At 61.9% G+C, this 21,692-nt stretch carries 21 protein-coding genes; 13 read left to right on the top strand and 8 right to left on the bottom strand.

Annotation, left to right across the window (positions count from 1 at the left end; translation table 11 throughout):
* The first annotated feature begins 1 nt into the window (after position 1).
* From AX750_RS19310 to AX750_RS19300, 3 genes are read left to right on the top strand one after another with little or no spacing between them, the layout of a single operon-like run.
* Positions 2-994: an ABC transporter substrate-binding protein gene (locus tag AX750_RS19310; protein ID WP_082735260.1), complete on the top strand. Its 993-nt coding sequence runs from the start codon at positions 2-4 to the stop codon at positions 992-994.
* 13 nt (positions 995-1,007) lie between these two features.
* The gene (locus tag AX750_RS19305) at positions 1,008-1,847 is read left to right on the top strand and encodes an ABC transporter permease (protein WP_066734941.1); all 840 of its coding nucleotides are present in this window, start codon (positions 1,008-1,010) and stop codon (positions 1,845-1,847) included.
* A gap of 28 nt (positions 1,848-1,875) precedes the next feature.
* Positions 1,876-2,949, top strand: a complete 1,074-nt coding sequence (locus AX750_RS19300) for a hydroxyacid dehydrogenase (RefSeq protein ID WP_066734939.1) — start codon at positions 1,876-1,878, stop codon at positions 2,947-2,949.
* Between the two features lie 31 nt (positions 2,950-2,980).
* Here the strand turns inward: AX750_RS19300 and AX750_RS19295 are convergent, their stop codons facing one another.
* On the bottom strand, positions 2,981-4,180 hold the full coding sequence (locus tag AX750_RS19295) for a Gfo/Idh/MocA family oxidoreductase (protein ID WP_066734936.1): 1,200 nt from the start codon (positions 4,178-4,180) through the stop codon (positions 2,981-2,983).
* A 9-nt stretch (positions 4,181-4,189) separates the two neighbouring features.
* On the bottom strand, positions 4,190-5,149 hold the full coding sequence (locus tag AX750_RS19290; RefSeq protein WP_066734920.1) for a PDR/VanB family oxidoreductase: 960 nt from the start codon (positions 5,147-5,149) through the stop codon (positions 4,190-4,192).
* Between the two features lie 114 nt (positions 5,150-5,263).
* Between AX750_RS19290 and AX750_RS19285 the strand changes: the two genes are divergently transcribed.
* The 3 genes from AX750_RS19285 to AX750_RS19275 all read left to right on the top strand — a co-directional run bounded on the left by AX750_RS19285 (position 5,264) and on the right by AX750_RS19275 (position 10,114).
* Positions 5,264-6,601 carry a Rieske 2Fe-2S domain-containing protein gene (locus AX750_RS19285; protein ID WP_066734912.1) on the top strand — a complete coding sequence of 446 codons (1,338 nt, stop codon included), beginning with the start codon at positions 5,264-5,266 and terminating at the stop codon, positions 6,599-6,601.
* A gap of 73 nt (positions 6,602-6,674) precedes the next feature.
* The gene (locus tag AX750_RS19280) at positions 6,675-8,144 is read left to right on the top strand and encodes an aldehyde dehydrogenase family protein (RefSeq protein WP_066734909.1); all 1,470 of its coding nucleotides are present in this window, start codon (positions 6,675-6,677) and stop codon (positions 8,142-8,144) included.
* Between the two features lie 182 nt (positions 8,145-8,326).
* Positions 8,327-10,114 (top strand): thiamine pyrophosphate-dependent enzyme, encoded by a 1,788-nt coding sequence (locus AX750_RS19275; protein ID WP_066734906.1) that lies wholly within the window; start codon positions 8,327-8,329, stop codon positions 10,112-10,114.
* Here AX750_RS19275 and AX750_RS19270 read toward each other — a convergent pair.
* Positions 10,111-10,614, bottom strand: coding sequence for a MarR family transcriptional regulator (locus AX750_RS19270; RefSeq protein ID WP_066734903.1), 504 nt, complete (start codon positions 10,612-10,614; stop codon positions 10,111-10,113). The two genes, AX750_RS19275 and AX750_RS19270, sit on opposite strands and share 4 nt — an antisense overlap.
* A 288-nt stretch (positions 10,615-10,902) precedes the next feature.
* Between AX750_RS19270 and AX750_RS19265 the strand changes: the two genes are divergently transcribed.
* The 7 genes from AX750_RS19265 to AX750_RS19235 all read left to right on the top strand — a co-directional run bounded on the left by AX750_RS19265 (position 10,903) and on the right by AX750_RS19235 (position 17,509).
* A complete protein-coding gene (locus AX750_RS19265) occupies positions 10,903-11,790 on the top strand; it encodes an ABC transporter ATP-binding protein (RefSeq protein ID WP_245282457.1) in 888 nt (295 codons plus the stop codon).
* A gap of 78 nt (positions 11,791-11,868) precedes the next feature.
* Positions 11,869-12,549: an ABC transporter permease subunit gene (locus AX750_RS19260; RefSeq protein WP_066735012.1), complete on the top strand. Its 681-nt coding sequence runs from the start codon at positions 11,869-11,871 to the stop codon at positions 12,547-12,549.
* 79 nt (positions 12,550-12,628) lie between these two features.
* Entirely contained in the window at positions 12,629-13,591 is a 963-nt protein-coding gene (locus AX750_RS19255) for a LysR family transcriptional regulator (protein WP_066734897.1), read from the top strand.
* A 51-nt stretch (positions 13,592-13,642) separates the two neighbouring features.
* Positions 13,643-14,683: an ABC transporter substrate-binding protein gene (locus AX750_RS19250; protein WP_245282456.1), complete on the top strand. Its 1,041-nt coding sequence runs from the start codon at positions 13,643-13,645 to the stop codon at positions 14,681-14,683.
* Positions 14,640-15,713 (top strand): ABC transporter substrate-binding protein, encoded by a 1,074-nt coding sequence (locus AX750_RS19245; protein ID WP_245282455.1) that lies wholly within the window; start codon positions 14,640-14,642, stop codon positions 15,711-15,713. The genes AX750_RS19250 and AX750_RS19245 overlap by 44 nt, the downstream gene beginning before the upstream one ends.
* Before the next feature lie 25 nt (positions 15,714-15,738).
* The gene (locus tag AX750_RS19240; protein ID WP_245282454.1) at positions 15,739-16,554 is read left to right on the top strand and encodes an ABC transporter permease; all 816 of its coding nucleotides are present in this window, start codon (positions 15,739-15,741) and stop codon (positions 16,552-16,554) included.
* Positions 16,547-17,509, top strand: coding sequence for a DMT family transporter (locus AX750_RS19235; protein ID WP_066734892.1), 963 nt, complete (start codon positions 16,547-16,549; stop codon positions 17,507-17,509). Before AX750_RS19240 ends, AX750_RS19235 begins: the two co-directional genes overlap by 8 nt.
* A gap of 908 nt (positions 17,510-18,417) precedes the next feature.
* Here AX750_RS19235 and AX750_RS19230 read toward each other — a convergent pair.
* The 5 genes from AX750_RS19230 to AX750_RS19210 all read right to left on the bottom strand — a co-directional run bounded on the left by AX750_RS19230 (position 18,418) and on the right by AX750_RS19210 (position 21,605).
* On the bottom strand, positions 18,418-19,116 hold the full coding sequence (locus AX750_RS19230) for a hypothetical protein (RefSeq protein ID WP_066734890.1): 699 nt from the start codon (positions 19,114-19,116) through the stop codon (positions 18,418-18,420).
* A gap of 13 nt (positions 19,117-19,129) precedes the next feature.
* On the bottom strand, positions 19,130-19,696 hold the full coding sequence (locus AX750_RS19225) for a hypothetical protein (protein WP_066734888.1): 567 nt from the start codon (positions 19,694-19,696) through the stop codon (positions 19,130-19,132).
* 126 nt (positions 19,697-19,822) lie between these two features.
* Positions 19,823-20,470 carry a hypothetical protein gene (locus AX750_RS19220; RefSeq protein ID WP_245282453.1) on the bottom strand — a complete coding sequence of 216 codons (648 nt, stop codon included), beginning with the start codon at positions 20,468-20,470 and terminating at the stop codon, positions 19,823-19,825.
* Complete coding sequence (locus AX750_RS19215; protein ID WP_066734883.1) at positions 20,467-21,006, bottom strand: hypothetical protein; 540 nt, start codon at positions 21,004-21,006, stop codon at positions 20,467-20,469. The genes AX750_RS19220 and AX750_RS19215 overlap by 4 nt, the downstream gene beginning before the upstream one ends.
* Before the next feature lie 50 nt (positions 21,007-21,056).
* Complete coding sequence (locus AX750_RS19210; RefSeq protein ID WP_066735000.1) at positions 21,057-21,605, bottom strand: hypothetical protein; 549 nt, start codon at positions 21,603-21,605, stop codon at positions 21,057-21,059.
* Positions 21,606-21,692 lie beyond the last annotated feature (87 nt).

Raw genomic sequence — 21,692 nt, 5'->3', positions numbered from 1 at the left:
CATGTCTCGCATGAATCGCCGACAGATGTCGGGATTGCTCACCGCAGCGGCAGCCGGTGCATTAACGCTCAAGGCCCCGGCGGTCTGGTCGCAGGCGAACATCACCAAAATCCGCGCCGGCGTCGTGCCGGTCCTGGATGCCGGCGCTTTCATCGCCGCGCAGGCGCAAGGCTATTTCGCGGCCGAGCGACTGGAGGTCGAGGTGACGCCGACCCCGGGCGGCGGCCCGGCGATGGCCGCGCTGGTCGCCAACCAGTTCCAGTTCGCGATGTCGACGATCACCACTATCATCGCCGGGGCGGCGGAGGGGGTGGATTTGCGCATCGTCGCGCCGACCTCGATCGCGAACGCGCCGCCGAACGACTACACCTCCATCCTGGTCCGGAAGGACGGCAGCGTCCGCTCGGGTGCCGACACCGTCGGCAAGATCGGCGCCTCGCATCTGCTGCAGAATCTGCTGTGGATCTGCCTGCGCATGTGGGTCGACCAGACCGGCGGGGACTCCGCGAAGAACGCGATCATCGAGGTGCGCTTTCCGCAGCAGGCCGATGCGCTGCTGCAGGGCCGCGTCGACTACGTCGCCAGCATCGAGCCGTTCATGTCCGCCCAGGTTCAGGCCAATCCCGACAAGCTCGAGATCATCTCGGGACTGTGCGGCAGCATGATGCCGGGAACGGTGGTCGCCGCCTTCGCCGCCACGCAGAGCTATATCGATAGGAACAGGGAGATCGTGCAGGCCTTCACTCGGGCCCATCGCAACGGGGCCGAATGGTGCGAGGGCAACAAGGGCAACCCCGCCCATGTCGAGCTGATCGCCAAGTTCACGCAATTGCCGCCGGAACGGCTGCGCGCGCTCCTGGCCTGGCCGAGCTATCCGCGAGGCGTGGACACGGCCAATCTCGACCGCATCGCCGAGGGAATGAAGCGGTACGGCATGCTCACCTCCGTGCCCAAGGCGGAAAGCTATCTTTACGAGACCGGGCGCGTGCATTGAGGGAGGAGGCGCCATGCCGCAAGGCTCCGTAGCGTCCGGCGCTCCGCTGCGGCGAGCACGACCCTCCCGCGAGGCCACGGGCTCCGCCGGGAACGGCACACTTCCGGGCCGGCGCCGCGTCAGCGGCTACCTGCTCGTGGTGCTGCTCCTGCTGGCCTGGGAACTCTCCGCGAGGCTGGGGATCGTGCGCAGCGAGAACTGGCCGCCGGTGACGCAGGCCCTGGCGGTCGCAGCCACCAGCCTCGCCGGCGGCGATCTCCTGCTCGCGCTGGTCGGCACGCTTTACCGCATGCTGGCAGGCCTCGTGCTCGGCAGCGCCATCGGCGTGCTCGTCGGGCTCGCACTCGCGTCCAGCCGCTGGCTGCGCCTGACCGTCGAGCCTCTGGTCGAGCTGCTGCGGCCGCTGCCGGTTCCGGCGCTGGTGCCGCCGCTGATCCTTTTCCTCGGGCTCGACGACGGAATGAAGATCACGGTCGTCGCGATGACGGCGTTCTTCCCGGTCTTCATCAACACGCTCGAGGGCGCGACCTCGGTGGAGCCGACCTATCGTCTGGTGGCGCGCACATTGGGGGTGCCGCCGCTGCGCAGGATGCGGGCCGTGCTGCTGCCGGCGACGCTGCCCTTCATCTTTGCCGGGATCAGGGTTGCGATCGGCCTGGCCTTCATCGTCACGGTGGTCGCGGAGATGATCGCCGGCGATGCCGGCATCGGCTACTATCTCGTCTCGATGCAATATGCCGGCCGTGCCGCCGAGATGTATGCCGCGCTGTTCCTGCTCGCCATCTGCGGCTTCGCGCTCAATGCCGGCTTCCTGCGCATCGAGCAGCGTATTCTTCACTGGAACCGCCGCTGATGCGGCCTCGCTCCCGGACGGACGGATCATGACAGGCATTTCGACCAACAGGCCGCGGCTGGTCTTCTTCGACAGCTGGGTCGATTCTGTAGCCGAGACCATGCTGCGCGATCGCGACGACCTCGAGCTGGTCAAGCTCGATTACGCCACGCCGGAAACCCGCAACTGGCAGATCATGGCAGGCGCCCACGGCTATCAGGTCCAGGCACGCACCGAGCTGCGCGAACCCTGGTTCGGCGATGCGGCGCTGATCGCGCGATGCCCGAATCTGCTGGCGATGAGCTCGACCGGCGCGGGTTACGATTATATCGATGTCGATGCCTGTACGGCGGCCGGCGTCCTGGTCTGCAACCAGGGAGGAACCAATACCGAGGCGGTGGCCGAGCACGCGCTGGGGATGATGCTCGCCCTGTCCAAGCGCATCGGACTTGCCGACAAGTTGCTGCGCCGGCCGGGCGCCGCGGTCGACCGCTACGCGCTGCAAGGCAACGACATCCACGGCAAGACGGTGGGCATCATCGGCATCGGCACGATCGGCCGCCGCTTCGCCGAGCTCTGCCACCGGCTGTTCGGCATGACGGTGCTAGCCTGCGATCCCTATCTCGACGCCGACGAGATCGCGCGCCGCCATGGACGCAAGGTCGATCTCGGCGAGCTACTGCGCAGCAGCGACTACATCTCCGTTCATTGCCCGCGCTCGAAGGAGACGCTCAACATGCTGGGCGCGGCGGAGTTCGCGCTCATGAAGCCGACCGCCTATTTCATCAACACCGCCCGCGGGGGAATCCATGACGAGGAGGCGCTCGCCGCGGCCTTGCGCGAGAGGCGCATCGCGGGGGCCGGCATCGACGTGTTCCTGAAGGAGCCGCCGCCGCCGGACCATCCGCTGCTGGCTTTCGACAATGTCCTGGCGACGCCGCATACGGGCGGCATCACCGAGGAGGCGCTGCGCCAGATGGCGGTTTCGGCGGCGGAGCAATGGATCGAACTGTTGAACGGCCGGGCGCCGCCGCGCATCGTCAATCTGGAAGCCTGGCCGAATTTCAGCCGGCGCTTCACCACCATCATGGGCTTTGCGCCGCAACTGCCCGCCTACTCCTGACGCGGCGTCTGCGCCGGCAGGGAAGGGCTGCTCAGACGCCCGCAGGAGAGCCGCCGAGGGCGACCTCCCTGCCAGAGCCCGCCGAATCGAGAATGGCCAGGCAGGTTTCCAGAGTCGCCATGCCCCACTCGCCGGAGTGGAGCGGCGGCACCCCGTTGCGCACGGCCGCGTAGAGCTCGTCCACGACCTCCGATCGCGGCACCGCCGGAACCGGCAACCTGTCGAGCCAGTTGCGTTCGTCTGCGTAGATGTGGACTCCTTCGGCCGTCGGGCGCAGATCGGCCTTGTCGCAAGAGACCACGATGTGCCCGAAATGGTTGTGACCCTCCGGGACGGGGAAGGGGCCAGCCCCGCCTGTCGAGATGCCATAGGCGCGCTTGTTCTTGAGTGCGGCTTCTTCTTCCGGCGTCGCGATTTTGGCGAGCGCCCTGCGCGCTGAGCCGTATTGCGACGGGTCCTTCTTCTGGCCGAGCTCGCCGAGCCAGCCGAGCTGCTCGTCGGTATCGTAGCGGCCGTAGCCGCTGTAGGTCAGCATAGCGCTCGCGCCATCGGCGAACGTCAGGAACGCCTGGTAGGCGCCCTCGGTCGGGCGAGCCGGATCGAACCGCGCCGTCACGGCGCGAACGGTGCTGACCCTGTTCCCCGCCAGCAGCCTGACGACATCCACCTGGTGCGCGGCCTGGCTGAACACCACGCCGCCGCCCTGGCTGGTGTCGAGCTCCTCCGGCCGTCGGGGCCTGTAGAGGAAATCCGTGAAATTCGCCGCCAGGATCATTCGCGGCCGGCCGTATACGCCGGAGCGGATCAGCTCGGCGGCGCGAAGATAGGGGGCGTCGAAGGAGTGGCTGTGGCCCACCAGGAGATGGACGCCGTTTTCGTGGGCAGCCTGGATCATGGCCCGGCAATCGGCCAGGGTAAGGGCCATCGGCTTCTCGACGAGAATATGCTTCCCGGCACGCGCGGCCAGCCGCACATGCTCGACATGGAACTGGTGGGGCGAGGCGATATAGACCACCTCCACGCCGGGATCGGCGCATAGCGCTTCGGGCGTCCCGTAAACGCGCGCGGCCGAGGCGGGCGTCGAAAAATCGGCTTCGAACCGCCGTCTCGCCTCCTCGCGCGGATCACTCGCCGCGGTCAGGCGCATCAGCGGGTGCTGAGCGAAGGTGGGCAGCATCAGCATGAAAGCGCGGCCGAGACCGACCACGCCAAGGCGTAACGGATCGCTCATCACCGTTCCTCAGAGATCGAGCACAAGTTCGTCGGATTTCGCGCGCGAGACGCAGATCATGATGTTGCGCGCACGCTCCTGCTCGGAAAGGGCCAGATCGCGATGGTCCGGTTCGCCGCCGACGAGGCGCGTCTTGCAGGTGCCGCAGGTGCCGCTCTCGCAGGAGCTCGGCAATGTCCTGCCTGCCGCGCGGAGCACCTCGAGGATCGTCTTGTCGACCGGGATCTCGTAGCGCTCGCCGCTCTTGGCCAGAACGACGGTAAAGGGCGTATTGTCCTCCGGACGCGCCCTGGCGGCGCCGAAATCCTCGAAATGCACCGCTGCGGACGACCAGTGGCCGGTCATGTCGCGCACAGCCTCCATCAGGCCGCGCGGGCCACAGCAGTAGAGATGGGCGCCCTTCGGTTCTTCCAGCACGGGCCAGAGGTCATAGGCCTGGTCCGGGTCGCCGTTGTCATGGTGGATGACGACCTTGCCGCGGAATTCCGGACCGGCAAATTCCTCGCGAAACGCCATCATCGCCGGCGTCCGGGTGAAATAATAGAGCTTGAACGGCCTGCCCCGCGTCGCCATCAAATGCCGGATCATCGACCGGATCGGCGTGATCCCGATGCCCCCGGCGATGAAGATGTAGCTCGACGGACCCTCCTTCAGGGAGAAGTCGTTGCGCGGAGGCGTGATGGGGAGCTCGTCGCCGACCCTCGTTTCCTCGATCAGGCTGATCGACCCGCCGCGTCCGCCATGCTCCTTCTTCACCGCGATGACGTAGCGGTCGAGCTCGTCAGGCCCGTTGCAGAGCGAATATTTGCGAAGCTCGCCATTGGGCACCTGCACGCCCAGATGCGCGCCCGGCGTGAAAGGCGGCAGCGGGCTGCCGTCGACCGTCTGCAGCTCGAACATCACGATGTCGTCGGCAATCGCCCGCTTCTCGGCGATTTTTACGTTAAAAGTTTGATTTTCCTCGGCCATTTTACCCTCAGCCTGCCCGGCTCGACAGGAGCTTGCATCCAGACTAATGTGAGGATTAGATATCTAAGTATTATCCGGCTGGCTAGCCCCGGCCGACGAGATGGAGGGAAGCCAATGCTGACGCATGAAGAGAACGAATTGCTGTGCCGTGTCGAGGGCGATGCGCCCATGGGGCAGTTGATGCGGCGCCACTGGGTGCCGGCGCTGCTCTCGGAGCAACTCGTCGAGAGCGACGGCGCCCCGGTTCGCGTCCGGCTCTTCGGCGAGGATCTCGTCGCCTTCCGCGATACGGACGGGCGCATCGGCGTGCTGGGCGAATACTGCCCGCACCGCAAGGCCTCGCTCTTCTTCGGGCGCAACGAGGAATGCGGCCTGCGTTGCCTCTACCACGGCTGGAAGTTCGACGTGGACGGCAAGGTGCTGGAGATGGTCTCCGAGCCGGCCGAGAGCGGCTTCGCCGACAAGGTCCAGCACAAAGCCTATCCGACCCATGAGGCCGGCGGCTTCATCTGGGTTTATATGGGGCCGAAGGACGAGATGCCGGAGTTCGAGGCGCCGCCCTGGGCGCCGACGCCCGAAGCCAAGGTCTCGATTGTGAAGATCGACCTGCCTTGCAACTGGGCCCAGATCATGGAGGGGCAGATCGATTCCGCTCACTCCTCGAGCCTCCACTCCTCCGACATGAAGCCGGCGCGCGTGACCACGGCCGGGGCAACCGACACGCACTGGACGCGGCCTTCCACCGATAAGAACCCACGAATCCAGGTGCAACTCACCAATTACGGCTTCCGCTACGCAGCTCTGCGTCGGCCAATCGCGAATGCCCAGACCCATGATTACGTCCGTCTGACCGTCTATGTGGCGCCGTTTGCCGCGCTGATTCCACCGAATTCGTCCTACAACGTCGCGACCGTGATCGTGCCCAAAGATGATGTCTCGAGTTATTTCCACTTCATCGCTTGGGGCAATGATGACTGCATCGACCAGGAGAGCTGGCGCAAGTTCTGCGTGGCGCAGGTCGGCATCGATCTCGACAAGAACTACAAGCCGATCCTGCGTAACCGAGCCAACAATTATCTGCAGGATCGTCAGTGGATGAAGCTGGGCAATTTCACCGGCGTTCCGGGCATCCCCAATCAGGACATCATGATGTGGGAGTCCATGGGGCCGATTGCCGACCGGACGAGCGAACGTCTCGGTGCCAGCGACATCGCTATTGTGCAGTTCCGCCGCGTCATGATTGATGCCGCCCGCAAATACGCGGCCGGCGGTCCGCCTATCGGCCTGATTGAACCCCATATTCCGCAGGCCAAGCTGCGTTCCTATCAGGGGATCGTTCCCAAGGGCGACGATTGGCGCCGCCTCGGCGCATCGAACGAGGAAATCGCGCTGATCGAGGGAATGGAACAGGATGAGACGGAAGCCGAGATGGCGGCTGCGGCACAGTCCTGATCCTGAAGAAGTTTAGGAAGGGCGGCCCTTGCGGCCGCCCTTTGACGTGGCGGTGGCTTGTGAGGACCCCAGGATGTTGAAAACTCAACCGGCACCGAGCGGCCGTAGTCTCTATTTCGGCGGAGAGTGGCACCATCCGAGTTCGGGCCGCTACAACCCGACCTTCAATCCAGGGCTCGATGAACCGATCGGAGATGTTGCGGAGGCCGGCGGCGCCGACGTCGACGCAGCGGTCGTCGCCGCTCGCGAGGCTTTCCGTGTCTGGCGCGACGTCGTGCCGCTGGAGCGCGGGCGCCTTCTCAAGGAGGTTGCGGCCGTGGTGCGCGCCAATGCGCGCGAGCTCGCCGCCCTCGATGCGGCGAACTGCGGCAATCCCGTGCGCGAGATGATCGGCGACGCCGCGATCGCCGCGGCCCAGCTCGATTTCTTCGCAGGTCTCGTCACCGAGATGAAGGGCGACACCATTCCGATGGGGCCGGATGCGCTGAACCTCACGGTTCGGCAGCCGCTCGGCGTGGTAGCGCGTATCCTCGCCTTCAATCACCCGTTCATGTTCTGTGCCGGCAAGATCGCGGCCCCGCTCGCGGCCGGCAACGCCGTCATCGTGAAACCGCCGGAACAGGCGCCGCTGTCATCGCTGCGGCTGGCGGAGCTCGTCCACGGCATTCTGCCGAAGGGCGTGTTCAGCGTCCTGCCGGGCGGGCGCGAGGCGGGCGCCGCTCTTGCCGGCCATCCCGGCATCGACAAGGTCGCGATCATCGGCAGCGTGGGTGCGGGGCGCGCGGTCATGCGCGCCGCAAGCGATACGATCAAGCCGGTTCTGCTCGAGCTCGGCGGCAAGAACGCGCTGATCGCCTTCCCGGACGCCGGCCCGGAGCAGGTCGCGCAGGCCATCGTCGCGGGCATGAACTTCACCTGGTGCGGGCAGTCCTGCGGCTCGACCAGCCGTGCTTTCGTGCACCGCGCCATCTACGAAGACGTACTGGCCCGCCTTCCGGCCAAGGCGAGCCACTATGTGCCGGGCCTGCCGACGGACGAAGCGACGACGATGGGCGCCCTCATCAGCCGTACGCAGTACGAGCGCGTGCTCGGCTACATCGCGTCGGCCAGGGAGGAGGGCGCGCGTCTCGTGACCGGTGGCGGCACGCCGGACGGCCCGGCCCTGAAAAAGGGCTTCTACATCGAACCGACCATCTTCGCCGATGTCGAGCCAGGGATGCGTATCGCCCGCGAGGAGATCTTCGGTCCGGTCCTGGCGATCGCGCCCTGGGACGACGAAGCTGCGATGGTGTCGCAGGTCAACGGCGTCGAATACGGGCTGACCTGCTCGATCTGGACCAACGACCTGCTCAAGGCGCATCGCACTGCGATGGCGGTCGAGGCCGGCTTCGTCTGGATCAACGAGGTCTCGAAGCATTTCCTCGGAGCGCCCTTTGGCGGCTGGAAGCAATCGGGGCTGGGGCGCGAGGAGTGTCTGGGCGAACTCCTGGCGTTCACGCAGGAGAAGAACGTTCACGTCAGCCTGAAACAGGGCCGCGCCTGAGCGGCCTGCGGGATCCGGCCCTGGTGCGATGCCGGGCGGGCGCCGCGCGCTCAACCGGCTCCCGCCCAAAGCGCCGGAGCTTGCTGCCAGACAATCATCAACCGTTCTGGCCGCCGACATCCTGTGCGAGAAGTGCGGATGTCGGCGCCTGAGCAATGAGAAGAACAACCGAGGAAAACCTGATGAGCATTCCGTTGGACGGCATCGATGTGCCGGTAGCATCCCACGATAACGGGATCTGGGGCAGTGACGCCGTCGCCGCCATGCTTCGTAAGCTCGACATACCGTATCTCGCCCTGAATCCGGGTTCGAGCTTCCGCGGATTGCATGACAGCCTCGTCAACCATCTCGGCAACGAGCAGCCGCAGATGCTGCTGTGCTTGCACGAGGAGCATGCCGTCGCCGTAGCCCATGGCTATGCGAAGGTGGCCGGCCATCCGATGGGCGTGATCCTTCACAGCAATGTCGGGCTCATGCATGGAGCGATGGCGATCTACAATGCGTGGTGCGATCGCGTTCCCATGCTCATCCTCGGCGCGACGGGGCCTTTCGACGCCGCCGAGCGGCGCCCCTGGATCGACTGGCTGCACACCGCCAAGGACCAGGCGGCGCTGATCAGGCCTTATATCAAATGGGACGACCAGCCCGTTTCTGTGCCGGCGACGCTCGAATCCCTGCTGCGCGCCGTCAACCTGACGCGCGCGACCCCCATGGCGCCGACCTATGTCTGCCTCGACGTCTCCATGCAGGAGCGACGCCTGGAGGCCATGCCCGAATTTCCCGATCCGGCGCGCTACAGGGCGCCGTCCACGAGCGTTCCGGCGAGCGATGACATCACCGCCGCCGCTGCGCTGCTCGCCGGCGCCCGAAACCCGCTCATCCTGCTCGGCCGGCTGTCGCGCGACCCGCGCGACTGGGCGCGCCGTGTCGCGCTCGCGGAGCGGCTCAAGGCGCGGGTGCTCACCGATATCAAGGTGGGCGCGGTCTTCCCAACCGACCATGAGCTCCACGCCGCCAAGCCCGGCCATTTCCTCGACGAGACGGGAGCCCGGCATATTCGCGAGGCGGACGTGATCGCAGCTTTCGACTGGGTCGATCTCGCCGGAACGCTGAAGCAGGGGGGCGGCGCGGCCGGTGCGAAGGTGATCAACGTTGCGCTCGATCACCATCTCCACAATGGCTGGAGCATGGATCATCAGGCGCTGCCGCCCGCCGACCTGTATTTGAGCGGCGACCCGGATCTCACCCTGCACCTTATCGCGGATGAGCTGGGCGTGGGTGCGGGCTCGGAGCCGGACACGCTTCCGGCCTTGCCTGCGCTGAACCTCGAGAAGCAGGCCCGGGAACTCGATGTCGTCTCGCTTGCTGCAGCGATCGGGGAGGTTTTGCGCGACGAGATCGTCTCGCTGGTGCGACTGCCGCTGGGTTGGGCCGGCGAGTCCTGGCACTTTCGCCACCCGCTTGATTATCTCGGTTCCGATGGCGGCGCCGGTATTGGTTCCGGCCCCGGCATGCTCGTTGGCGCAGCGCTTGCGTTCAAGGGCTCCGAACGGCTTCCGGTCGCCGTCCTCGGCGACGGGGACACGATGATGGGGGTTTCGGCGCTGTGGACCGCCGCTCACTACAAGCTGCCTTTCCTGGCGATCGTTTCGAATAACCGGTCGTTCTACAATGACGAAATCCATCAGGAACGTGTCGCGCGCACGAGAGACCGGCCGGTCGAAAACAAGTGGATCGGGCAGCGGATCGGAGACCCCGACATCGACATCGCAGCCATTGCGCGAGCGCAAGGGCTCGTCGGAATCGGCCCTGTAACGACCACGGCCGATCTCGTCAAGGCCGTTCGCGAAGGGGTCTCGGCCGCAAAGGCGGGTGCGTCGGTCGTGATCGATGCGCGGGTGAAGCCCGGCTATAACCCGACGATGGCCGCCGGGATGACCCGCGAAGGGTCCAAAACAGCCGGAGACTAGTCGACCTCTTCAGGCGTCGCGTAGCTGTCCCCGAAATTGCGTTGAACCGTGGCGAGATAGCCCAGGAATCTCGCCTTGTCCTCTGGAGCGAAGCCGGTCGTTGCGCGATCGATAACGTGTTCGGCGCAGGGGATCAGTTTTTTCTTCAACCCGCGCCCCCTCGGCGTGAGCCTCACGTTCAGCTTGCGTCTATCGGTATCGTCACGTTCCCGGGTCACCAGCCCGGAGCGTTCCATCGCCGCCAAGGCAGAGAGGGTTGTGGGCTCCATCGTGCCGATTCGTTGAGATAGTTCGCGCTGTGTTAGGCCGTCCTCTTGCCAAAGGGCGCGCAAGAAGTACCACATGCCGAGCGTTACGCCATGCGGTTCGATCTGCGACTGAAGATAACGCTGCATCGCACGATTAGCCATGCGCAACTGATAGCCGATGCTCGATTGCAAAGGCAAATCGTTAAACTCGACCGCTGGCTCTTCGACCCGCGCCTGATTTCTGTTTGCCATGATTTCCGGGTCTCGGCTCTAATCTAGTCCTCTATTCATGCGTGCGTTACCAACTTTCGCGCACCCACGCGGAACGTCGAGGGTACCGCACAAATGTTTGAGAGGCCAAGCGAGATAATCTTGGACCTGGCTGCCCGACCCTCATACCGTTGATGGCAAGCGGAGCATCTCCAAAACGACAACCGCGATAAAGGGAAGGGCCGACATGCTCGGACTTATCGCAATAGATAGCAATGCCTCCATTCCGCGCGCCGCACCCCTGTGCGTTTCGAAGCGCGGATTGGGCTAATGAGCGGCAGCCATTCAGAGGACGAAACGGATATGCGGGCATCCAGTGCGAAGCTGCGTCTGGCGGCCGACACGACAGATGAGATCGATTTGGTCATCCAGGACGTCTCCATGCGTTTCAATACGCGTGAAGGGACGGTGACCGCAGTTGACGGGGTGTCCTTCGAGATCAAACGAGGGGAATTCGTGTCGATCATCGGCCCGTCGGGTTGCGGCAAGTCGACGGTGTTCAACATCCTCGGAGGGCTCGTAGGCGGTTATGACGGGTCCGTCGTGGTCGGAGGCGAGCGGATCTCAGGGCCTCATGCGTCGATTGGCATGGTTTTCCAGGAAGAATCGACATTCCCGTGGCGTACCGTGATCGACAACGTCGCCTTTCCGCTAGAGGTCAAAGGCGTGCCTAAGACCGAGCGTTATGCGGTCGCGCGCAAGTTCATCGACATGGTTGGCTTGACTGGCTTCGAGCAGCGCTATCCGTCCGAGCTCTCCGGCGGCATGCGGCAGCGCGTGGCCATTGCCCGCACTCTGGTATTCGAGCCAAAGATCCTGCTGATGGACGAGCCATTCGCGGCTCTGGATGAGCAGACCCGTGTGCTGCTCGGAGACAAGGTTCTCAAGATCCAGCAGGATTTGCGTCAGACCACGCTGCTGATTACCCATAACATCACGGAAGCCGTGCAGCTGTCCGATCGGGTTCTCATCATGACTTTCCGGCCCGGCAAGGTGAAGAGGATCGTTGATATTCATTTGCCGCGTCCGCGCCAAGGCGATGTCGTCGGGAGCGACGCTTTCGGTCGTTACGTGGCGGAGATCTGGAACGATCTGCGCGAGGAGGCTTCGCGTGGTATGGCAGAGGCCGAGGATAGTGCGCGGCTGAGGGGAGCCTAAGCCGTGGGAGCTGTGAGGATCCCACCCATTGCGTTCGGCTTGGGCTGTGTCGCACTCTGCTTCTGCGCCGTCGAGGCTATGCTCGCCATCGGGGTGCTGAACCAGTTCGTAATCCCGTTTCCTTCAGCCGTTCTCGGCGCCTTCGGTCGTCTATTCGCCGAGGAACAGCTTCTACACCGGCTATTGGTTACCGGTGCGGAGGCGCTTGCCGCGAGCCTGCTTGTCATCGGCTTCAGCATCGGTGGTGGTATACTGCTCCACAAGCACCGCATCCTGAGGCTGGCCACAGAGTCATGGATCGCTGCGGCGGCGGCTGCGCCGATCGTGCTCGCTTACCCACTTTTTCTCGTCATATTTGGTCGTAGCTCGGCAACAATCGTCGCGATGGGTTTCGTTGCTGGGCTTGCTCCGGCCTTGTTGAAGACCCTTGAAGGATTCCAGGCTGTTAGGAAGACGCTGCTGAACGTCGGTCATAGCTACAATCTGAGCTCAGGCCAGTTGTTCTGGAAAATCCAGTTTCCAGCGGCAATTCCAACGATCTTTACCGGGATCCGCCTGGGCCTGATTTTCACGCTGATCAACCTCATCGGCGTTGAATTCCTGATCAACTTCGGCGGGCTTGGCCAGCTGATCAATGACCTCGCCGAGCGCTACGATCTTCCTGGCGTTTTTGCCACGATCATCTTCGTTATCCTGGTTAGCGTGGTCCTCTTTTCGGCGCTGGAGTGGATAGAGCGCTGGCTTCGCCCTTCGCGGTAATGTGCCTCGTGGTCGCAAGCGCGATGCGTTAGCTTCTTCTCGACAGGGCGCGCCGCCGACATAATCGGCGCGTCATCCAGTGCCGGAGGAGGCGAGGATCAATCTTCGACAGCTTCAATATTTCGTACGAATCGCGGAGGTCGGGAACATCACGCGCGCGGCCGAGCAGCTCAATGTCGCTCAGCCTGCCCTCGGCCTGCAAATTCGACAGCTCGAGCAGGAACTCCGCGCCGATTTGCTGCTACGCCACTCTCGTGGCGTCGAACTCACGGAGGCCGGCAAGCTCCTTCTGGAGCGCGCGCGTCGGCTGCTTCAGGACGTGGAGGAGATCAAGCGAGAGTTTCGCGGTCTGCCGGGTCATGAGCAGGAGATGCTCATACTGGGTCTGACTCCGAGCATCGTGCTGCAGATCGGGCCGGACATGCTGCTCGATGCCAAGCAGACCATGCCGAACGTGTCATTGAGCCTGGTGGAAGAGTTGAGCTACGGCCTTGCGATGTCGCTCGAACGCGGCGAACTCAACTACGCTTTCGCCTATGGCGCCGACGAGCCGCGACCAGGGGTTGAGCGCAAGGCCATTCTTATCGAGGAGCTTCTTTTCGTACGCCCGGCGACCGACACGTCCCTTCCAGAATCGCTGACGTTGGCCGAGGCGCTGACACATGATCTGGTTCAGGCCGGCGAGCGTGACATGGTCCAGCGTCTCTTGAAGAGCGCGGCCGAGAAATACACGCTGAACTTGCGGATCGTTTACGAGGCGCAGTCCATTCCTGCGATGCGAACCTTGGTGGTCCGGGGCGCAGCATCAAGCTTCATGCCCTATGGGACAGCCGTCGAGGAAATTCGAGCGGGGAAAATTGCAGTCCAACGAATTTCGGACACCCCCCTGACGCGTACCCTCTACCTGCTGAAGCCGTCTCATGCGCCGCTCTCGCGTCATCAGGACGCGATCGACAGCTTTCTCAACACGATCGTCAAACGTCTGCTTGAGTCGCTGGGACCGCTCGCGAGACGGGTCGGGGCGGCAGCGCCAAACAGCTAATATCTAACTGGCATCTCGGATAAGTCTTTGTCGCGGGCGCCAGCAGACAGCATGATCCTCGGTAAAGAGCGCGGCCGGTGGGCCGCTCGGGAGGGATCATTGTCGAAGCTTCGTCTTTCAATAGCTATTGGTGACTACGATCGCAACAGGCCGCTGCTCGATGGTGAGGTGCAAATCGATGGTGTCGATCCTGTCTTCATGAAGCTCGTGCCGGAGGAGATTTTTTTTCGTGCTTTCAGGCATGCTGAATTCGACGTTTGCGAAGCTTCGCTTTCGAGTTTCACCATCAAGACAGCACAAGGGACCAACCCCTATGTCGGCGTCCCGGCTTTTGTCTCGCGAGCATTCCGGCACACCGGCATTTTTATCCGCAACGACCGTGGCATCGAGAAGCCGCAGGATCTGAAGGGTAAGCGTATCGGTTGCCCTGAATACCAGCTTACCGCCTGTGTCTGGATTCGCGCCCTTCTTGAAGATGATTACGGGGTGAAGCCTTCAGATGTGACCTGGGTGCGGGGCGGTATCGAGCAACCCGGGCGTGCCGAGAAGATTCAGGTGTCACTGCCGTCGGACATTCGTCTGGAGCAAGCGCCTGCAGACCGATCCCTGAACCAGATGCTTGCCAACGGTGAGATCGATGGCTTTATCGGTCCGCGCTCACCTTCCTCTTTCGAGGCTGGTCATCCCAACGTCGTGCGGCTGTTTTCGGATCCGACCTCTGCCGCCGCCGACTATTATCGGCGCACCAAGATTTTTCCCATCATGCATGCCATAGGCGCCCGCCGCACCATCGTTGAAGAGCACCCATGGCTGCCGGCTGCACTGTTAAAGGCCTTTGAGCAATCGAAGCGGGTTGCGCTGGGACGGCTGAGTGATACCTCGGCGACGAAGATCACGCTGCCCTTCGTGGAAGAGCAACTTCAATCGGCCCGCGCGCTGATGGGCGAGGATTTTTGGTCCTACGGAGTTGGACCCAACCTGCATGTGCTCGACGCTTTCCTGAAGACCCATCATTCGCAAGGTCTTTCGCCTCGCCAGTTGGGAATTGATGAGCTTTTTCATTTGCCGACACTGGAAGCGTTCAAGATCTAGATCGGCAAGGGCGGCCAAGCTAGAGCTTGTCCAAAAAACCAACAAAACTTTATGGGAGGTTCAAGTGATTATTCTAAAGAGACTACTGATTGCTGCGGGCGCTATTGCTATTGCAGCTTCAAGTGTGAGCTTAGCTGCCGCACAGGATCAACTCAAACTCGCAGTTGGTCAGCGTGGCAACTGGGATACTTCTGTGGCAGAAATTGGAAGCCGGCTCGGCATCTTCAAAAGGCACAACCTCGAGCTGCAGCTGCTTTACACGCAAGGCGGCGGAGAGACGCAACAGGCTGTGCTCTCCAACAGCGTCGACATCGGAGTCGCGGGTGGCATCATGGGGGCGCTTTCGGCGTATTCGAAAGGAGCTCCAATTCGGATTATCGGCGCGGAAACCACGGGCGGCCAGGATCTTTACTGGTATGTGAAGGCGGATTCGCCGATCAAGACGCTGAAGGACTTCGACGGTAAGACTGTTGCCTATTCGACCAACGGCTCTTCCACGCATGGTGTTGTCAACGCCTTTGTCCAGGAAAACGGCATCAAGCCCCGCTTAACGGCTACGGGAGGTCCTGCTCCGACACTGACTCAGGTTATGTCGGGCCAGATCGATGTCGGCTGGTCCGCTCCTCCCTTTGGGCTAGAACAGCTGAGCAAGGGCGAAATCCGTGTCATTGCCACCGGCAACGATACGAAAGCCTTCAAGAGCCAAACCGTGCGCCTGCTGATCACCAATACATCGGTGCTTCAGAATAAGCAGGATCAGATCAATCGTTTCATGGAAGCCTATCGCGAAACGATCGAGGCGATGTATTCCGGCGAAGAGGCGCTCAAGGTCTACGCAGAATTCGTCGGCGTGCCGATTGATATCGCTAGGCGGACACGAGATGAGTTCTTCCCGAAAGAGGCGCTGAATCCCGATCGTATCGTTGGACTGGAGACTATCGTACCTGATGCCGTTGCGCTGAAATATACCGCGCAGCCTTTGACGAAGGTACAGCTCGACGATCTGATCCGGATTCCACCGCGCCGGTAATTCTGACTGTCCTGGGACTTAAATCATGCAGTTGCTTGCCATGCGAGAACCGGCGAAGTCGGTCTCAAATACCGCAGCCGATGAATCTCGATCGGTCATTCTGACGCGATTGGCAATACTAGCGGCGATTGTTGTCGCATGGGAGGCACTCGCGCGGTCCGGATTGCTCTATCGCGATGTCGTCCCGTCTTTGTCGCTCATCGCGAAAGAATTCGTTCTGCTCTTTCTCGACGGCGGCTTTTATTGGAACCTCGGCATCACAGTCAGTGAGGTGCTGCTGGCGGTGGCGATAGGGGGCGGAAGTGGCATTGCCGTCGGGGTTGTCCTTGGCCGTAACCGCTATCTCGGCCATGCCTTCGAGCCTCTGCTGCACTATCTCGGTCCAACGCCGAAGATCATTTTCTTCCCGATCATGATCATGTGGTTTGGCGTTGGTGTTGGATCGAAGATCGCCATGGGGGCCCTTTCTTGCTTCTTTCCCGTGGCCGTCAGCGTTGCGAGTTCGATGCGCGAGGTGGATCAGGTACTAATCCGAGTCGGAATGAGCTTTCGTCTAAATGCCGCTCAGATGTTTATGAAAATCTACATCCCAGCCATGCGGGTTCCTGTTCTCAATGGAATCCGTATTGGTTTGGGAGTCGCGATCGTCGGAACACTCCTAGCCGAGACAAAACTCGCAAATCAAGGACTGGGTTACGCCGTCATTCAAACCTACGCGACTTTCAATATGCCACGCATGTACGCACTTTTACTTATTGTGTTCCTGCTTGCTGTTGGAGTCAATTCGATCCTAGGACGTTATACCGAAGTCCGCCAGGCGAAGAAGCAAGCGAATGGCTGAATATTCCAGGGCCGGATTAACGCGCTCGTCTGCGGGCGCCGCTCCGGCCGCCTATTGGGTCGCGGTGCTTCCACCGCTGTTCTGGTCGGGCAATTTCCTGATTGCCCGGCTGATACGTGACGATATCCCGCCGATACAGATGTCCTTCTGGCGCTGGCTGCTGGCATTTCTCATTCTGCTGCCGTTCATTTGGCGGCCAACGCGGCGCGACTGGACGAGGATCCAGCGCCAGCTTCCGTTTTTGGCGCTGCTGGGAGCGGTCGGAGTGACCGCTTTCAACTGCTTCATCTATACCGCCCTGCATCACACGACGGTCGTCAACGCGGCCCTTGTCAACGCTTTGCTTCCAGTGGTCACGATCCTGATCGCACGCGTTCTGCTCGGTCAACTAGTGGCGCCGCGGCGAGCCGTCGGCATTCTGGTCTCGCTGGTCGGGGCCGCTCTGGTGATCACGCGCGGCGATCTGATCTCGCTCGCCCACTTCTCGATTAGCCGCGGCGAGGTACTCGTCTTTATCGGCATGAGCTTTTGGGCATTTTACACCGTCCTGATCAGATGGCGGCCACCTGGACTTGAGGCGCTATCTCTGCTCGGGGTTACGGCTGCATTCGGTGTCCTCTTCCATGTTCCTTTCGTCCTCGCGGAAACGAATGCGGTCGGAACATTTGTGCCCACGCCACGGATTGCGTTCGGTTTGCTCTATTTTGCGGTTTTTCCGTCGATCCTGGCCTATGTCTGCTGGAACCGTTCCGTCGCCACGCTCGGACCAGCTACGACGGGGATGTTCATGCACCTCCTACCAGTTTTCAGCGCTGGACTTGCCGCGGTTTTTCTCGGCGAGAGGCTGGCGTGGTTTCACCCTGTGGCTTTTGTTGTGATCATCGCGGGAATCGCATTGGCTACGACGAATTCCCCCTTACACCCCCGTGCGAAACAGCACGGAACTGGAGCATAGTAGCTTGCCTTGGATGCCGTCCTTAGCAAGTCATCTGCCTTTGGCGAACGTCATCAGATCTGGATGAGTTGCCGCAAATTGAGCTAATCGAGGAGACCCCGGCCACTCTTCGGTGCTTCGCTGACTGCGCTAAGCGTCATAGAAGCCAATTCGTGCTCTCTGCGCTATGAATTGAACTTAGGTCAATTATTCATGCGCTCAAATGCTCAGAACCTCGGAACAATTGTGATTCACATTATTCTTATCTGATATCAGACAATCAGTATTTCTCGTGATTGCTTTCTATAAATCTAAGATATCATTAGGTTTTTCAGAGCCACTATAAAGATCGACCGGCATTGTCAGATGGGTCCGACGAAATTCAGGCGGATTGTTGGATGCGAATGCTTACGTCAAAAGTCGGGCGCCGGGCACCGCAACCGTAAGAGGAGCGTCTAACTTCAAGCGAATGCATCGGTCGAATTCATCGTTGGCTCCTTCAGCGTTCATACCGCTAGAGCATCGTCCCGAAAAGTGGACGCGGCTTTCGATAAAGCCAATGCAAAATCAAAGAGCTAAAGTATCGGCTTGAATAGGATATTCGGTCCGATGCTCTTGGCAGACTGACACAACTACCGCGATGAGCCAATCTGGGAGCAAATTGTGACGACAGCGGGACCGATACAAGCTCAGGAGATGGCGTTGCGGCTCTACGACCGGCATGGATCGTCAATCCGTGCGATTACTATAATTGGCCAATGCATGACAAAAGCATTGTTCGCAGGAAATTCGGAATCTGTGGCGTACTGGGCGCTCGTTCACGCCTACTATCGAAAAACTTCCCTGCCTCAAGAGACTCGAATCTCTCTTGAGCGGCTTGCGGCAATGATCGCGATTGATCCCGACGAGATTTCGTGAACCTGACTGACTCAAACCTCCGAAGATCCTACGACGACATTTGCGATGTCGGCCGTCGGCGGATTTGCAGCGACACCGATGTTTGTTGGAAAATCCCCCGGCCCCTGTGTGCATGACGCTTCGCCATCTTTGCAGTTCGGGTCCGTCATCGCGCGCGCGGAGCGGGCCATGTCGCAGATGGTTGTGCCATTGATGTCGGCGAAGCCCGAGCACCGGCCGGAACTCACCATCCTCTGGCAGTTCCCCGTTCCAAGCTGGATGCAGGCTGACAGGAAGCCGGCGTCGACCTTCTGGCCGTCGAAAGTCTGCATCGATGCGAGCTGGCGCACCACCCCCGTATTGTAGCCGTCATTGGTCAGGTTCGCCCAGGCATTGACCTGCTGCTGCAGCGTGAGGCATCCGTAGCCCTCGCGATCGGTGCCCGCATATTTTCGGACATTGGCATTGTTGAGCTGGAAGATGCCGGTGCAGCAACTGCCATTGTAGACGCCCTTATTGCCGCCGGATTCATAACGTCCGAGCCCGCCCAGTGAACACGAGGTCGACTTCAGATCATCGCGCAGGGACGAATTTCGGACGGCATCGGTAATCTGCTGAGCTGAATAGTTCGTCCGTTCACAGTACTGGCCCCGTTGCGCGATCGCGCTCGAGGCAAAAATGTGGCTCACCGCCAGGCTGAGCGCGAAGCAGACCTTTGTGAATCTTGGCATGCCGGTCCCCCTTTCAGTCGACAGCGTAGCTGCGCTGGCAGGACGGGATCTCCTTGCCGCCCACGACCGTGCGAAGCGCAATCGTTCCGGTCTTCGGGTCGAAGCGCGTATAGGAACTGTCGTTGCGGTTCTTTTGGGGGAGGTCCTTGTCGGCATGGTCGATGTAGCAGCCGTGTTCGGTCTTGGATGAGACGACTTTTCCGGCTTTCATCACGAGGATGCGGAGCGGACAGAGCGATGGCTCGATCTCGGCACCGCTCGAATTTGCGCCGCTGTCGCAGCCACGCACGAGCGCAGTGCTGATGATCACGGTGCGATCGCCGAGCTGATAGGTCGAGGACAACGCCGTGACGAGCGCATTGCGACCTTTGAGCGGGCGCTTAAGCTCATTCTCGGTGTAGGCATTGGCGGCCGCGATCACGTCAGGCCAGACGACCGTCTGGAGGACATCGCTTGATGGCTGACGGAAATCATGGAACGTCATCGCCCGCCAGGCCGAGTTCCCATCGGACTGCGCGATGGCCTGCCCGGCACCCATGATCAGAAGAAGTGTGCCGGCCGCTCGCAAAACCTGGTTCATGACCTGCTCCTGTTTCCTACGGCGGGTGGGGTGAGTTAAGCGCCAGAGGCCCGGACCGCCAATGGTGGGCTGCGTTAGGCGTCCAGGTCCGCCGCGATTCTGGAACACGAATTGAGTTCCACCGGTTCATCGCGGCAGCGGAATGCCATGCGAACAGCCCTCGACAGCTTGGCCCATAACGACCAGACCCGTCTTGATCGTTCGGGCTCCGAGGTCATAAGCAGCGTAGGCTGCGGCCACGCTGGATTGCTGACCGATTGAGGGGTCGATCTCGACAAAGCAGCCGCGATCGGCGTCGAGCACCTGGGTCCGGACGCCTTCATAGATGACAAGTCGCATAGGACAGAGCTTGACGAGAACGCCGGCGTCACGCTGCTTCGTCGTGCAGTGCGTCGCGGTGTTGAGGATCGAAAGGACGACGGATTTCGCGGGACTCCAGATCACGAAATGCGCTTCGGTCGCTGGCGCGTTGCCGCCGGCAAAGCGAAAGTCGCCTTTCTCGCGATAGGTCTTGTTGTTCGCCTCGATCTCTTCTTTCCAGATGTCCACGAAGGTCGCGTTTGCAGGGGCGGGGGCCGTCAGATCCGAATAGGAGACGGGCCGCCAGGCCCCGGGATCGGGTGTGCGCTCTTGCGCGCCGGCATCGAGTTGCACGCCTTGCCAGACAAGGGCTGTGGCGATCGTCGTAACGCAGCGGGCGGCGCGTCGACGATGCCGCCCCCATCGCAGGCATCGCCCAGAACTCGCAACACTTTTCGACAAAGTCGGTTTCATTCGTAGCGATCCCGCCACGGCAGGAACCGCCACGGATCGCGCACCGATTTTTCGCGATTGAGCCAGGCAACAGGCGCCCGCGGCGCATCGGTCATAAGCAGGCTCCAGGCACCTCCATGGTAGTAGAAGTTCACCGTCTCGCGCCGAGGCGGCAATCCTGACGCCATCGCGACATCGGCCGCGCAATGGACGACGGGACCGCGATAGCGCGTGATGCGTCCAGTCAAACTGTCGAGCGCGCCCGGCTTGCACCCGAACAGTCGGATGCCGGGCGGCCCATCATTCCGTGCCATGACCTCCATGCGATTGAGGCTTGCTCGTTGCCAGGCCTGCTCGGCCTGTGGCTGCGTGGGGTAGGTGTAGGCTTCCGTCAGCATCGGAGCGAAGGTTGCGCGGTCCGGCGCATAGGCCAGGCGACCTGGTCTGACGGGGTCAGCACGATAGAGAGCATCGCTCGTAGGCCGACCTTCCGCGACGAGGCTCACCGGCTGCGGCTGCGCGCAGGAGGCGAGCAGGACGGTCAGCATCGCGGCCATTCCGCGTCTCCTATCGATGACGCGGCTCTCTCTCTCGGGGCCATGCCCTATCATCGCCGGGCTCCCTCGGCTTCGCTGAGCGCGGCCGCGGCGCTGCGCCGAAACTCTGCCGGCATCTGGAAGCGGCTCGCCCAGAGGCCGCGATAGGCCTTCCGAGCATCCTGCTCGAGCGCAGCATAGGTCCTGAGCGGCGGCTCGACCGGAATCGAGACAGCCAGACCTTCACGCAGCATGGCGGCGCCGAGATCGCCATGCTGAGAGGAGGCGCAGCGAGCCTGGATGACACCGTCGCGTTCATGAATCCTGGCGCAGGCGATCCATTTTCCGAGAGTCGCCGAAACGAGCCAGGCGGTTGCGATGACCCCGCAAGGCCATGGCTGACGCCCGAGCGTCGCGCGCTGATCCGGCGCGCATGTGTCGATCCCGTAGAGCGTGTAGATCTGGCCGGTCTCGATATCCCGGAACCTGACCCCCTCGATCACCTCGACCCGCAAGGGAGGCGATTGCTGCTGGCCTTTAGGCGCATAGAAGCCCGGCTCCTCCGATGACGCGTTCTCATCGGATTTGCCCGGGACGCCCAGACCAACCATCGCCGCCATCACGATGGCGCCGATCCCGGCGATAGAGCTCAGACTGCAGATTCCGACGCGACCGGCCGGGTAATCCAATAATTAACCGGCCACTGT

Source organism: Methylobacterium sp. CCH7-A2 (assembly GCF_001557075.1).
GTDB lineage: Bacteria > Pseudomonadota > Alphaproteobacteria > Rhizobiales > Beijerinckiaceae > Allobosea > Allobosea massiliensis.
This window is presented reverse-complemented; position numbering and strand designations above follow the sequence as displayed.